Source organism: Eubacterium sp. An3, assembly GCF_002159465.1.
GTDB lineage: Bacteria > Bacillota > Clostridia > Lachnospirales > Lachnospiraceae > Anaerobutyricum > Anaerobutyricum stercoris.
Genome location: NZ_NFIR01000002.1, coordinates 62,400 through 75,831, shown reverse-complemented (window position 1 = coordinate 75,831; position 13,432 = coordinate 62,400). Strand labels below are relative to the sequence as shown.

The 13,432-nt window shown below is 45.7% G+C and carries 14 protein-coding genes; all 14 read left to right on the top strand.

The window, feature by feature from the left end; translation table 11 throughout:
* Positions 1–3 precede the first annotated feature (3 nt).
* The 14 genes from B5F87_RS02720 to B5F87_RS02655 all read left to right on the top strand — a co-directional run bounded on the left by B5F87_RS02720 (position 4) and on the right by B5F87_RS02655 (position 13,385).
* On the top strand, positions 4–948 hold the full coding sequence (locus B5F87_RS02720; protein ID WP_087276402.1) for a calcium/sodium antiporter: 945 nt from the start codon (positions 4–6) through the stop codon (positions 946–948).
* A 204-nt stretch (positions 949–1,152) separates the two neighbouring features.
* Positions 1,153–1,527 (top strand): desulfoferrodoxin family protein, encoded by a 375-nt coding sequence (locus tag B5F87_RS02715; protein WP_087276399.1) that lies wholly within the window; start codon positions 1,153–1,155, stop codon positions 1,525–1,527.
* Between the two features lie 303 nt (positions 1,528–1,830).
* A complete protein-coding gene (locus B5F87_RS02710; RefSeq protein ID WP_087276396.1) occupies positions 1,831–2,778 on the top strand; it encodes a sugar-binding transcriptional regulator in 948 nt (315 codons plus the stop codon).
* 48 nt (positions 2,779–2,826) lie between these two features.
* A complete protein-coding gene (locus B5F87_RS02705; protein ID WP_087276393.1) occupies positions 2,827–4,344 on the top strand; it encodes an FGGY-family carbohydrate kinase in 1,518 nt (505 codons plus the stop codon).
* A gap of 74 nt (positions 4,345–4,418) precedes the next feature.
* A complete protein-coding gene (locus B5F87_RS02700) occupies positions 4,419–5,456 on the top strand; it encodes a 2-hydroxyacid dehydrogenase (protein ID WP_087276390.1) in 1,038 nt (345 codons plus the stop codon).
* A gap of 43 nt (positions 5,457–5,499) precedes the next feature.
* Complete coding sequence (locus B5F87_RS02695; RefSeq protein WP_087276387.1) at positions 5,500–6,171, top strand: L-fuculose-phosphate aldolase; 672 nt, start codon at positions 5,500–5,502, stop codon at positions 6,169–6,171.
* Between the two features lie 261 nt (positions 6,172–6,432).
* Positions 6,433–7,230 carry an adaptor protein MecA gene (locus tag B5F87_RS02690; RefSeq protein WP_087276383.1) on the top strand — a complete coding sequence of 266 codons (798 nt, stop codon included), beginning with the start codon at positions 6,433–6,435 and terminating at the stop codon, positions 7,228–7,230.
* A gap of 170 nt (positions 7,231–7,400) precedes the next feature.
* The gene (locus tag B5F87_RS02685; RefSeq protein WP_087276380.1) at positions 7,401–8,267 is read left to right on the top strand and encodes a chorismate mutase; all 867 of its coding nucleotides are present in this window, start codon (positions 7,401–7,403) and stop codon (positions 8,265–8,267) included.
* A 13-nt stretch (positions 8,268–8,280) separates the two neighbouring features.
* On the top strand, positions 8,281–8,985 hold the full coding sequence (locus B5F87_RS02680) for a hypothetical protein (protein ID WP_087276377.1): 705 nt from the start codon (positions 8,281–8,283) through the stop codon (positions 8,983–8,985).
* Between the two features lie 64 nt (positions 8,986–9,049).
* Complete coding sequence (locus B5F87_RS02675) at positions 9,050–10,333, top strand: O-acetylhomoserine aminocarboxypropyltransferase/cysteine synthase family protein (protein ID WP_087276373.1); 1,284 nt, start codon at positions 9,050–9,052, stop codon at positions 10,331–10,333.
* Between the two features lie 166 nt (positions 10,334–10,499).
* Positions 10,500–11,537: a glucosaminidase domain-containing protein gene (locus B5F87_RS02670; protein ID WP_158096927.1), complete on the top strand. Its 1,038-nt coding sequence runs from the start codon at positions 10,500–10,502 to the stop codon at positions 11,535–11,537.
* Positions 11,538–11,567: 30 nt separating this feature from the next.
* Positions 11,568–12,323, top strand: a complete 756-nt coding sequence (locus B5F87_RS02665; protein WP_087276366.1) for a threonine/serine exporter family protein — start codon at positions 11,568–11,570, stop codon at positions 12,321–12,323.
* 12 nt (positions 12,324–12,335) lie between these two features.
* Positions 12,336–12,803 carry a threonine/serine exporter family protein gene (locus tag B5F87_RS02660; protein ID WP_087276363.1) on the top strand — a complete coding sequence of 156 codons (468 nt, stop codon included), beginning with the start codon at positions 12,336–12,338 and terminating at the stop codon, positions 12,801–12,803.
* Between the two features lie 180 nt (positions 12,804–12,983).
* Positions 12,984–13,385 (top strand): hypothetical protein, encoded by a 402-nt coding sequence (locus B5F87_RS02655; protein ID WP_087276360.1) that lies wholly within the window; start codon positions 12,984–12,986, stop codon positions 13,383–13,385.
* Positions 13,386–13,432 lie beyond the last annotated feature (47 nt).

The following is a 13,432-nucleotide window of genomic DNA, read 5'->3' as shown; positions in this document are numbered from 1 at the left end:
AATATGATTTATATGTCTTTTTTTGTTGGCCTGCTGCTGATTTGCAGGGGTGGCGACTGGTTCGTGGACGCCGCATCTTTTATTGCCAGGGCGTTTGGAATTCCAAAATACATCATTGGTGCGACGATCGTCAGTTTTGCCACAACTATGCCGGAGATACTGGTATCGGTGGCGGCTGCCCTGAAGGGAAGTTCAGTGATGGCCATGGGCAATGCGGTGGGCTCTGTATCTGCCAACACGGGAATTATTCTCGGAGTGAGTCTGTTTTGTCTGCCTGCAGTGATTCAGAGGAAGGAATATCTGACCAAAAATATTTTGTACATTGGTTCTCTGATTCTTCTGTTCATTGCTTTTAGGGACAGGATTTTCGATGCGGGTGACAGCGTTTTCCTGCTGCTTGGCGGAGTTTTGTTCCTTATCATGAATGTGAAAAACGCTATGACAGGACGTCTGGAAAAAGAGGCGGTCCCTGTTGACAAAAAGGAACTCCGGCGCCGGATTTTTTTCTTTTTCTTTGGGGCGGCCTGCGTGGTGACCGGTTCTGAACTTTTGATTGATTCGGCATGTGTGCTGGCAAGGCAATTCCACATTTCTGAGGAAATTATTTCTGTTACCATTCTGGCCATGGGAACTTCTCTGCCAGAGTTTGTCACAACGATTACAGCCATCGTAAAAAAAGAGTCCTCTTTGTCAGTGGGAAATATTGTGGGAGCCAATGTTATTGATACGGCCTTTATTCTCCCGATATGCACGCTGATCACCGGAGAGTCTCTTTCGGTAGCGCCGCAGATGGCGCAGATTGATATGCCTGTGTGCATCCTGCTGTCTGTCATTGCGCTGACGCCGATGATGGTGCGGGGAAGAATCAGGCGGATTGACGGAGCCGCCGTTTTCGTGATTTATCTGATTTATTTCTTTATAATCACAACGGGGCAGTGGAGTCTATGATAAATTTTTCGCAGAAACTGAAGATTTCATAAAAATTTTGATAAAGTAAGGGAATAGATGGAAATTTTGATGACAATATGATATAATGCTTTTGCCGGGATGCATAATTATAGAACAGTTACATACACTATAGTCGGCGTTCAGGCAAAATATCACATAGGGCAGAAGCATAATCTGCACAAAGAAAACAGGAGGGATAGAATCATGGAACTGAAATACTATATCTGTGAACATTGCGGAAACATTATCACAAAGTTAAAAGATTCCAAAGTACCGGTTATGTGCTGTGGACAGAAGATGAACGAGCTTGTAGCTGGAACAACCGATGCGGCTGTTGAAAAACATGTGCCGGTTTACGAAGTAAAAGACAATAAAGTCAGCGTACAGGTTGGCTCTGTAGAACATCCGATGGTAGAAGAACATTATATCGAGTGGATTGATGTGCAGACATCCCAGGGATTCCAGCATAAAGTGCTGAATCCGGGAGACAAGCCGCAGGCATGCTTCTCTCTGTGCGAGGGAGAAACAGTTGAGGCTGTATACGCATACTGCAACCTGCATGGTCTGTGGAAAGCGTGAAACGAATTTCATACAGCTAGCATAGAATGACAGAAACCGCCCTTACAGTGTATTTATATGCATTGTAGGGCGGTTTTTGTGTGGAATAAAGTTTTTTTCAAAATGGCAGAGGTGTTACAGAGGATTTTTTTCAACAAAAGAGAGAAAAATTTGCATGGAATTTCAAATTAAATCTAAAAAATGAGAAAATGTAATTTTACTTGACAAATGTAACAAGAAGGGTTATGATACAAATGTAATTTGAAATTCCAAATGTAATGCAACGCTATTTGATGAATCCTGAAAGAACGGAGGATATAGCAGATGGAAGAAAAAAATTTGTATATCAAAATAGCACATTGGTATTACACGTTGGGAATGACACAAGATGAGATAGCGAAACGATTGTCTTTCACCAGACAAAAGGTGAACAGGATTATCAATTCGCTGGTAGACCAGGGAATTGTGTCAATTACGGTAAATGGGTATAACACAAGTCATGTGAGTTATGAGAGTGCCCTGGAAGAGTATTTTCATATCCGCCGGGTAATCATTGCGGAATCCTATGATATGGAGAATGATTTCCTGCCGACGCTGGCTGACCGTGCCGCGCAGTTTCTGGAATCCTTTCTCCAGACGGATATGACCATAGGAGTGTCATGGGGGAAAACGCTGGCGGCGGTAATTTCCAGACTGCCTTACAAACGGCGCAGCGACTGCACTGTTGTTCAGATGGTTGGCGCGCAGAATATTACAGGAGACAGAATGTTAAAATCGGACGAGATAGCCCGCTCTCTGGCCAATAAGCTGGACTGCGCATGCTATATGTTCTATGCACCGACAGTGGTGGATCATCCCGAAACAAAGACCATGCTCATGAAGGAACGGACCATTCAGAAGTCCTATGAATGGATGAAACAATGTGATGTTGGATTATTTGGTATCGGACAGCTTACAAAGGAGTCTACGATGTTTCAGAGAGGCTTCTTGAAGGAGAAAGATATCAGCCAGCTTCAGGAAGATGGTTTTGTAGGAGATATATGCATGAATCATGTCCGGCTGGACGGAAGCTGGGATGATAACTGTATGGAAAATCGTTTAAACAAAGCGGGAATGGACATTCTGAAAAATATCCCCAATGTGATCGCTGTCGCAGGGGGCGCGGATAAGACAGATGCAATCATTGGCTGTTTAAATTCGGGGGTTGTAGACATTTTGATCATTGATGATCTGTCGGCGGAAAGGATTGTGAAAACACTCAAAATATCATAATGAAATACATGGCTGTGGCAGACTGGCGATAACAGGAGGAGGAATTTAATGAAGTACATTATTGGCATTGACGCAGGTACGTCCAGTGTGAAAGCAGTTTTGTTTGATTGCAGCGGTCAGGAACTTTTGGTGGAATCTCTGGAAAATGAGCCGGTATACATAGGAGATACCGACGTAGAGCAGAACATGGATGTCCTCTGGGACAAAGTTGCTCTTTGCGTGAAGAATCTCGTAAAGAACGGACCGGCAGACAAGGAGGACATTCTGGGAATCGGGGTGACCGCCCAGGGAGAGGGAATCTGGCTGATGGACGACAAAGGACAGCCTGTGCAGGATGCCATTCTGTGGTGTGATGGAAGAGCCGTTGATGAAGTAGAAAATGTGACGGAGACAAATCCGGAGTTGGGGAAAATGGTTTTTGAGACTACCGGAACGCCTCCGCTGACCGGAACACAGCTTATGCTGTTGAAATGGATGAAAAATAACAGGAAGGACGTACTTGACAGGGCGTCGACGATGTTTTTCTGTAAAGACTGGGTGCGTTATAAGCTGACCGGAACTATTTACGGAGATCTCAGCGATTCCGGCACATCTCTGATGGATGCAAAAGCAGGAACCATAGCCGTGGATTTATTAAAGAAATTAGATTTGGGTGAATATGTTGATATCATTGCACCGCCAGTGGCGTCTGATACCATTGTGGGAAATGTTCTGGACGAGGTGGCAGATGAACTGGGCCTTGCCCATGGCACGCCGGTTGTGGCGGGAGCCATTGACGTCATTGCCTCCGCAGTGGGAATCGGTGCAGTGACAGATAAAGATATCTGTGTGATTCTTGGAACCACCTGTGCCAATGAAATATTTAAGAAAAAAGAGGCATGTGTGTTCGGAGAAGAAGGAACACGATATGAAAAACATGCTGTGGGAGATTTATTTGTAAATCTTATGCCTACTATGAACGGTACGCCTAATATTGACTGGATGCTGAAAGAAATTGCCAAAACTTCAGACTTTGATGAGATAGACAAGATAATTTCTGAAGTGCCGGCCGGCAGTCATGGCGTGATCTACCATCCGTATGTAAGCGCCGCAGGAGAGAGGGCGCCTTTTTATCATCCATATGCCAAAGCCAATTTCTTTGGAATATCCGCGAACACAACACGGGCAGATTTGATTCATGCTGTTTACGAGGGCATAAGCCTTTCTATTAAGGATTGTCTGCAGAATGCGAAAACTGACAGCAAGATCTATTTGGCCGGCGGCGGAGCAAAGAGTCCTGTCTGGGCACAGATGATTGCAGATGTGCTGGGCATGGAAGTCGTAGTTTCCGCCGGAAATGAATTTGGCGCAAAGGGCGCGGCCATGATGCTTGGCATTGCCGTAGGTGAATACAAAGACTACGATGACGCGGCAGCGAAGGCGTGCCGGGCAGAATGTGTCTATCGTCCGAGAGAAGAAGAGAGCGCGGTCTATGAAGATATCTATACTTTATACAAAGGAGTCCGCGTATCTCTGGCTGATTTGTGGACAGACCGTGCGAAATTAATGAAAAAGATAAACCGGTAATATGGAAGAAAAGGTGAACAGAATTTGCGGCGTCTGTGATATGACCAGAAACTGTTCATTTGGGAGGAAATAAGATGAAAATATTTTTTACAGCAGAATACGATGAAGAACAATTAAAAGACTTGTATGAGATTGGCGAGGTTGTAAAAGACGGCTGGGCTGTCGGACTGGCAAAAATGGAAGAAGAAGAGCTGATGGAAAAATCCAAAGACGCTGACATTATCATCACCAGCTATGATGACATCACCAGGAAGGTTATTGAGAACGCGCCGAATCTTAAGCTTATTGCCTGTACGCGCGCTACACCGGTCAACGTGGATATGCAGGCGGCAAAAGAAAGAGGTATCCCGGTTATCTATACGCCGGGCCGCAATTCAGATACCACAGCGGAGATGACGATCGGCCTTATGCTCTCCATCGCCCGGAGAATTCCGATGGCATATAAGGCGCTCAAAGAAGGGCGGTTTACAGCGGACCCGAACGCGGTAAAAACGACCAAAGAGGGACTGAAGGTGGATATGGTATGGGATATGAAACCGGGATCTCCATATGTGGTATTTAAGGGAACACAGTTAAAAGGTAAAACTCTTGGTATCGTCGGTTATGGAAGTATCGGCCGCCGGGTAGGTAAGATTGCCCGCGCGATCGGCATGGAGCTTCTCATTTACGATCCGTTCCTCTGCCCTATCGACATCGAAGAGGTTGGCGTGAAAAAAGCAGAGAAACTGGAAGATCTGATGAAAAATTCTGATTTTATCACCTGTCACATGAAGGTTACACCTCAGACCACAGGTATCATCAGCAGAGAAATGATTGCTCTCATGAAACCGACTGCGTATTTTATCAACAGCTCCAGAGGAGCCATCCTCGATGAAGAGGCGCTCATTGATGCTCTCCGTGAAAAACGGATTGCCGGCGCTGCATTTGACGTATACGCAAAAGAGCCGATTGCCAGCAATCATCCATATATCACCGAGCTTGATAATGTGGTCATCACGCCGCATATCGCCGGCGCCACCGATGATGTGCTGTCAAATCATACAAAGCAGATTGTGGCGGATGTACAGCGGTTTATCGAGGGAAGGCCGATGTTATATGAGTATAAAATGTGATAAAATAGAAAAAAATACGGTTTGCCGATGAAAGGAGTTTATTATGTTATTACAAAAAGAAAGAGAAGATGTTGTAAAATATTGTAAAATGCTCATAGAGCACGGACTGACGAAAGGAACCGGCGGAAACATCAGTATTTTTAACCGCGAGGAAGGACTCTTTGCCATCAGCCCGAGCGGAATTGATTATTTTGAGACAGAGCCGGAAGATGTGGTCGTAATGAATCTGAAGGGCGAGGTTGTAGATGGAAAAAGAAAACCATCCAGTGAGCATGAACTGCACAGGATTTTCTATGTGAAACGTGACGATATCAATGCTGTGGTACATACTCACTCCGTTTACAGCACTGTACTTGCCGTTCTTCGGGAGGAACTGCCGGCATCCAGCTATCTGGTTGCTTTTGCCGGGGGTCCTAATGTACGCTGCGGAGATTATGTGTCTTTCGGAACACCGGAACTGGCAGAGATTACTTTTGATGCCATGAAAGACAGAAATGCCGCGCTCATGGCAAATCATGGTCTCATCACCGGAGGAAAAGATATTTTAAATGCTTTCAACATAGCGGAACAGATCGAAGGCTGTGCAGAGGTCTATGTGAAAGCAAGAATGATCGGAAAACCGGTACTTCTGGACGATGCGGAGATGGAGAAAATGGTGGACGTATTCAACAACTCCTATGGACAGAAGAAATCAAAAAAAGATATGGATAAATAATCAAAAAATAAGATACTATCCCGGCAGGGGCGGTCATAATATGATGTATGGCCGCCTCTGTCTTTTGTGTTTTCAGTTAAAAATGCGAAATAGAAAAAATATTTTGTGAATTTACAGATGTGCGGTAACAAAATCAGATAAATTATGATATAATTAAAAAAATATATTTCTATAAGGACAAGCAGGAAAAGAGAAATTAGCACTCGAGTGTTGACATGGCTAATAATTTTGCTATAATAAAGGGAAGGAAGGAGGGATACGATGTTTTTTTGGAAGATTGACGACGAAACGATACGCTGTCTGATTCATAAGAAAGAAATCGACAGTATGGGTTTTGACTTACAGACGTTGAGTACAGACAGCAAGCAAATGGAAGAATTTCTCAACGCGATTGTAAAGAGCTCACAGAATTATATTGACTGGCACACGGAGAATGGTATACAGAATTACATCGCCAGATCCCTGCCGGCAGACCAGTTGTTGGTGACCATCAGCTGTACATTTCCAGATGTTGCCATTGACAGGGACCTGGACCAGATTAAAAAAATGACTTCCGCTTTAAATAAAAAAATAACGGATGAGAGACTGGCGGAGGTGTACGCCCTTTCCGGAGAAGAAAAGGAGAAGGCTTTTGAGGAGATTTCCAGAGATCTTCAGGAAGTCTGCATGGGAAAAGTCGATGTGGAAGAGCAGGAGACGACGACCGGCGGCGGAGCGGACGCTGCCGTTTCTGATAAAGATGCAGGCGAAAAGAGAGGAGCTGATTTTCCTCCGAGAAAACTGGTGTTTGGAGATTTTTCCAGGCTGGTTCAGTTTTGTTCTCTGCTGGGTGAGAGAGCGCATTTGTATTCTACCCTGTACAAAGCGGATGAGGAGTATGTGCTGTTAGTGGATTTCTCCCAGTGTGAGTCGGATGCCCAGGCGGTTGCTTTTATGATCACCGCAGAGGAATACGGAGGAAAGGCCGGTGAGCTCGGTTTTGAGGAAGCGTACCTGGAGGAACATGGAAGAAGAATGATTGACGGAAATGCTATTGAAATTTTAAGCGCAATGAGCTGATATGCATCAATATAAGTTTTGCATTTCCATGTTTTCAGATTCAAAAAAACATTATATAATAAACAGAGGCTGCCATTGACAGAGGGCATTTGTCGATGCGGCCTCTGTTTTCTTATATGTAGCAGCAGATGGATGCATCAATTGCACTAATATAAAAAGTGAGGTATCAGATGGAATTATCAGAAGTAAGAAAAAATATTGACAGGGTGGACGGAGAGATTCGGAAGCTTTTTGTGGAAAGAATGTCTTTGGCCGATCAGGTGGCATGTATTAAGGCGGAAACGGAAGATGAGATTTATAAGCCGGACCGGGAAGACGCCATCATCAGGAAGCAGACGGAAGGGATGGAACCGCGGCTGGTGCGAGAATATACGGCGCTCATCAAAAGGATCATGGAAGTCAGCCGCAAATATCAATATGGGCGGACTATGGAGCTTAGAGATTGTTTCCCGTTTTTTTATGAGAGAGAGTCTGAAGCCGCCAGACGTCTGTGCATGGTGAAAGAAGAACTTTATCTCTGCGAGACATGTTCCAAAGACGATGTGCTGACGGTAGACTCCTATGAGTCCGTGGGAGAAATGATAAAAAGCGGCAAGGCAGATGCCGGAATGGGCATCATAGAAGAAGTCGGCGCAGGCGTGTCGGATGAGATGCATCAGCTTTTGCTGGATAAAGGACTCTATATTACAGAGTGCCGCGTGCAGACAGACGCGGCAGGCGTTCGCCGCAAGATGGTCATTTTTGCCGGAAAACTTGTGGTTCTGCCGGAGCATAACCGCATAAAGATCATGTTTACTTGTCCGAACAGAAGCGGAAGTTTAAGCAGTATTCTGTCTATGATTTCTGATTACGGCGTAAATATGACAGAGATCCATTCCCGTCCGTTCCGGCAGGGCGATACCTGGAATTATCGTTTTTTTGCGGAACTGTCCGCCAATATGGACACAAAAGAAATCCGCGCCCTGCTGTTTCAGCTTTCGCAGGAGACGCAGGAGTTGAAGATTCTTGGCAGTTACCGGTGTGAGGGGGATTTCTGAGAAGGAGGTATTTATGGAACAGGCAGTGCATTTTACAGAAGAAAAAAACTTTGACCGGGAAGGTTACGATACTTGTCTGCGACGGCTTAATTATGACGACCGGGATGTGGTCATGTATGAGAACATGCTGGCGTTTCTCTGGGAGTATGCGGTGCGGCCGGGATGCCTTGCGGATTATAAAGGGCTGCTTTCAGAGTACAGCCGCTGGAATATGCAGATGATCAGAAAATGTTATTATCATCTGCCGCATGATCTGCCCTACGCCAATATCAGGCGCGCCTACGAGAGCGTTATACATCTGCTGGACGGAAAGATAGAGGAGGGACTCCTGCAGCTGGAGGCTATCGGAACAGAGAACTTTCATTATGACGGCCGCGCGCCGAAGCTTCTGATGACGAAGAATGGGAAACGCTTTGTGCCGGTGTCCAAGCTTTTTCTTCTCTATAATTATTATAAGGTGCTAAAAAGGCTGGACGAGGAGCAGGCAGAAAGATTTAAAGGAAAATATTCCTTTGCATTTACAGATTTTGGAGACGGGGAACATGAGGAGCACGACCGTTTTCTTCACGAGCAGCTTGACGTATATGAAGACTGCATTTTCTATCCGGTGTTCGAGCGGATTTATAAGATGCCCTGGTGTCCGGCAGATTTTTATATGTATTTTGAGGAAGACCGGCGGATTCCGCTCTCGAAGCTGGATTTTTTGCCGGGAACATGATAGTATAATTGGCAGCGGCAGGTGGAAGTACCTGCCAGTGACGATACATTGAAGGAGGAAAAACATGAAAGAATACTCATTAAATACCAAATGTGTACAGGGAGGGTATACGCCGGGCAACGGAGAGCCCCGTCAGATTCCGATTGTACAGAGCACGACTTTTAAATATGCCACCAGCGAGGACATGGGCAAGCTTTTTGACCTGGAAGCAGAGGGATATTTCTATACAAGACTGCAGAATCCGACCAACGATTATGTGGCAAAGAAGATTTGTGAACTGGAGGGAGGAACCGCAGCCATGCTGACTTCTTCAGGACAGGCAGCATCTTTCTACTCTGTGTTCAATATTGCCTCCTGCGGTGACCATGTGGTTTCTTCCGCGTCCATTTACGGCGGAACCTACAATCTGTTTGCCGTGACAATGAAGCGGATGGGCATTGAGTTCACTTTTGTTGATCCTGACTGTACGGAAGAAGAACTGAACGCAGCGTTCCGCCCGAATACAAAGGCTGTTTTTGGAGAGACCATAGCCAATCCGGCTCTCACTGTGCTGGACATCGAGAAGTTTGCAAAAGCAGCTCATGCTCACGGCGTACCTCTGATTGTGGATAATACTTTTGCTACGCCGATCAACTGCCGTCCGTTTGAGTGGGGCGCAGATATCGTTACTCATTCCACCACCAAATATATGGATGGACACGGAGCAGGAGTCGGCGGCTGCATCGTCGACAGCGGCAAGTTTGACTGGACCAAATATCCGGATAAGTATCCGGGACTCTGCACGCCGGATGACAGTTATCATGGCGTGATCTACACAGAACGTTTCGGCCTTGAGGGCGCGTACATCACGAAAGCGACAGCGCAGCTCATGAGAGACTTCGGTTCCATTCAGTCTCCGCAGAATGCCTTTATTTTGAATCTGGGCCTGGAGAGTCTTCATGTAAGAGTGAAACGTCATTGTGAAAATGCCATGGCAGTGGCTCAGTTCTTAAAGAATCATGAGAAGGTGACATATGTAAATTACTGCGGTCTGGAAGGCGATAAGTATTATGATCTGGCGCAGAAATACCTGCCGAATGGTTCCTGCGGCGTGGTAAGCTTCGGTGTAAAAGGCGGAAGAAAAGCGGCGGAGAACTTTATGAAGCATCTGCAGCTGGGAGCAATCGAGACTCATGTGGCGGATGCCAGAACCTGCTGTCTCCATCCGGCCAGTGCAACTCATCGCCAGATGAATGACGCAGAGCTTGAGGCATGCGGAGTAAAACCGGATCTGATCCGTTATTCCTGCGGCATTGAGGACGCAGACGATCTGATTGCAGATCTGGCTCAGGCATTGGATCAGATCTGATTTGATCTGATCAGGCAGGATACTCCTCCCGATAAAATTTGAAAAAAACTTATTACGGACATATTTCCAATATATAATACTTTTGTAATATATTCCGGGGAGAATGTGTTTTAATAATGAAAATGTGTCAAAAGATAAGACAAATTTTGTCGAGAGGAGAAATACTGTGAAGAAAAAATTAATTATAATTCTGGCTGCAGCCGCCATGAGCATGACGTGGAAGGCTGTGCCTGCATCGGCGGCAAGGATTCCCGTCATCAAAAACGGTAATGCAACCAGTCTGAAAGGAACAATTGTTAATATCAGATACAGCGGCGAAGAAGTATCCATGGCTTCTGATTCTCAGGAAGCCCCTTCGGTGAAAATCGGTTCGACCATATATGTTCCATGTAAAACTTTATTTTCCGATAATGGAATCCGCGCCTCCTACAGTGCGGACGGCAGTAAAGTGACCCTGCGCTATGGCGCCAGAAAGGTCATTTTTTATGCCAATAAAAAATATGCTAAGGTCAATGGTACGAAGATGAAACTCAAAGTGAAGCCGTATTTTGTTACTTTCCAGAAGAGCGACGTCAGAGATCTTCTGGTGCCGGTGAATCAGGCGGCTTCCTTTTTCGGACTGAAATATTCATACAGTGGAAAGTCAAAAACCGTAACTTTGCAGGTTCGTCCGGGCATTTCCAAAACGGCCACCAAGGCGAAGAACATATCGCAGTCGTCTTTCATCAAAAAAATCGGACCGATCGCCAGGGAGAACTATAAACGGACAGGAATTCTTGCTTCTGTCACCATGGCGCAGGCCATTCTGGAGAGCGGATGGGGGCAGTCCACTCTGGCGCAGAACGGCAACAATCTCTTCGGTATGAAGATGAATCTGTCAGGCAATACCTGGAGCGGTTCTGCCTGGGACGGCGTGAATTATTATAAAAAACGTACATATGAATACGGTTCCGGCGGCCGGTACAGCATTACGGCCAAGTTCCGCAAGTATTCCTGCATTGAGGATTCTATCGAAGACCACTCCGCCTATCTGCTGAATGCCAGAAACGGCAGCCGAAAACGCTATGCAGGACTGACTGATACAAAAAGCTACAAGCGGCAGCTGCAGATCATAAAAAACGGCGGCTACGCAACTTCCGGTTCCTATGTGAGTCAGCTCAGCAGAGTGATCAATACATATAATCTCACGCAGTGGGATAAATAATATACAGGAAATGTATCTGGGAGAAGAGAAATGAATACGGAGAATAGGATGCTGCATCAGTTGATGCATGTGGGTGAACTTCTGCTCATCAGCGGCGCCGAGATAAGAAGGGTTGAGGAAACCATAAGCCGCATGGGAAAAGCATACGGAGCAAAAGAGACAGATGTTTTTGTCATTACTTCAAGTATTGTGGTGACTATGACTTTCCCTGATGGCGAGATGCTTACACAAACGAGGCGGATCCGTACGTCAGGAGGCACGGATTTCAGGAAAATCGAAGATCTGAATGCATTGAGCCGCAGGTGCTGTGAGGAACCTTTAACAGTAGAGGAACTCCGGGCGGAAGTACACAGAATCAGAGATGGCGGGCAGAACAGTTTTTATCTTCTGTGCGGCAGTATACTGGCGGCCGGAGGACTTACCGTTTTTTTTGGAGGAAATGTAACGGACGCGCTCATGGCAGCAATTGTTGCGGTATGCATTTGCGCCATGCAGAAATGGCTGGCGCCGCTTTGCATGAATACTGTGATTTTTAATCTGTTTTGTTCTTTTCTTGCAGGCCTGATTATCTGCGTTTTGTCCTGGTTTCTTCCGGTGCATGTGGATAAGATTATGATAGGAGACATCATGCTGCTTATACCGGGAGTGCCGTTCACCAATGCGGTGAGGAATGTGTTGATCGGAGATACGATCTCCGGTCTCATGCGTCTTGTCGAATCAATACTTTGGGCGGGCGCCATCGCCTGTGGATTTGTACTTTCTGTCTGGATCACAGGCGTATGGTAAGGAGGCGTGGTTATGGATGAATTAGCGATTATTAAAACAGTAACGGCATTTCTTGGATCTCTGGGATTTGGCATGGTATTTAATATGAGGCCCAGGCATCTGTTTCTGGCAGCGGCCGGAGGTATGTTCGGATGGATAATTTTTTATAATCTGGAGGCTTCCACAGGAGATATCTTTTCGGCAACATTATGTGCCAGCTTTTTTTCTGTGCTGTACGGGGAACTGCTGGCGAGAATCCGGCACTGTCCGGCGAATCTCTATGTGATCATCACATTGATTCCTCTGATTCCGGGAGGTTCACTGTACTATATGATGAGCAACGCCGTACAAAAGCATTGGGCGGTGAGCCGAATCTATGGCTCGGAACTTATCATGTACGCGCTCGGACTGGCAGTGGGAATTTGTCTCATGTCGGCGCTGCTTGATTTCCTCTATCAGCTTTTTCGGCGTGTGAAGAAACTGTCAGATTCGCGAAAATAAAACAGTTTGACTGAGACAAAGCATCTATACTATACTGGAAAGCAGGTGTAAACCTGCTTTTTTCTGTTTTATTTTAACGGACGGGTATTTGCACTTTGTCCATGGACATAAAAGAAAATGGTTTTATTCCGGCGGATCAAAATGTGCGTCGGAGAACGCCATAGAATAGGAGGAAGAAATATGGAATCAATTCTGGAAAGCCTGATGGTTCTCATTGCGAAGTCGCACAGTTATATTTTATCGCTGAACGATACCTATGAGAAAAGCTTTACGGATAAGGAGCTGCATTTTCTGGTGATCGGCCTCATCGGCATGGCGCTGGTACTGGTCATTTATCCGTTATTTAAATTACTGAGCCGGAATCATGTGCTGGTCATTGTATTTATTTATGTATTTACCCTGATTCTGGTCCTGACCTTTGCCATCGAGATTGGTCAGTGGTATTCCGGCAGCGGAACCATGGATCTGGACGATGTCATCTTCGGTCTTGTGGGATTTCTGCTGATGTTTGTGGTATTCGCGGTTGCCCGGGAGATTATTCTGGCAGTCTGGCGTGTTGTGAAGAGGGTGACAAAAAGATAAGATTTCCGGTCATATTTTCACATTATTTTCATAGAAGATGACTATTA

Bases quoted from the DNA above. Each gene is read 5' to 3' on its own strand.
- B5F87_RS02720 (WP_087276402.1), top strand. From the start codon at position 4: ATGATTTATATGTCTTTTTTTGTTGGCCTGCTGCTGATTTGCAGGGGT.
- B5F87_RS02715 (WP_087276399.1), top strand. From the start codon at position 1,153: ATGGAACTGAAATACTATATCTGTGAACATTGCGGAAACATTATCACA.
- B5F87_RS02710 (WP_087276396.1), top strand. From the start codon at position 1,831: ATGGAAGAAAAAAATTTGTATATCAAAATAGCACATTGGTATTACACG.
- B5F87_RS02705 (WP_087276393.1), top strand. From the start codon at position 2,827: ATGAAGTACATTATTGGCATTGACGCAGGTACGTCCAGTGTGAAAGCA.
- B5F87_RS02700 (WP_087276390.1), top strand. From the start codon at position 4,419: ATGAAAATATTTTTTACAGCAGAATACGATGAAGAACAATTAAAAGAC.
- B5F87_RS02695 (WP_087276387.1), top strand. From the start codon at position 5,500: ATGTTATTACAAAAAGAAAGAGAAGATGTTGTAAAATATTGTAAAATG.
- B5F87_RS02690 (WP_087276383.1), top strand. From the start codon at position 6,433: ATGTTTTTTTGGAAGATTGACGACGAAACGATACGCTGTCTGATTCAT.
- B5F87_RS02685 (WP_087276380.1), top strand. From the start codon at position 7,401: ATGGAATTATCAGAAGTAAGAAAAAATATTGACAGGGTGGACGGAGAG.
- B5F87_RS02680 (WP_087276377.1), top strand. From the start codon at position 8,281: ATGGAACAGGCAGTGCATTTTACAGAAGAAAAAAACTTTGACCGGGAA.
- B5F87_RS02675 (WP_087276373.1), top strand. From the start codon at position 9,050: ATGAAAGAATACTCATTAAATACCAAATGTGTACAGGGAGGGTATACG.
- B5F87_RS02665 (WP_087276366.1), top strand. From the start codon at position 11,568: ATGAATACGGAGAATAGGATGCTGCATCAGTTGATGCATGTGGGTGAA.
- B5F87_RS02660 (WP_087276363.1), top strand. From the start codon at position 12,336: ATGGATGAATTAGCGATTATTAAAACAGTAACGGCATTTCTTGGATCT.
- B5F87_RS02655 (WP_087276360.1), top strand. From the start codon at position 12,984: ATGGAATCAATTCTGGAAAGCCTGATGGTTCTCATTGCGAAGTCGCAC.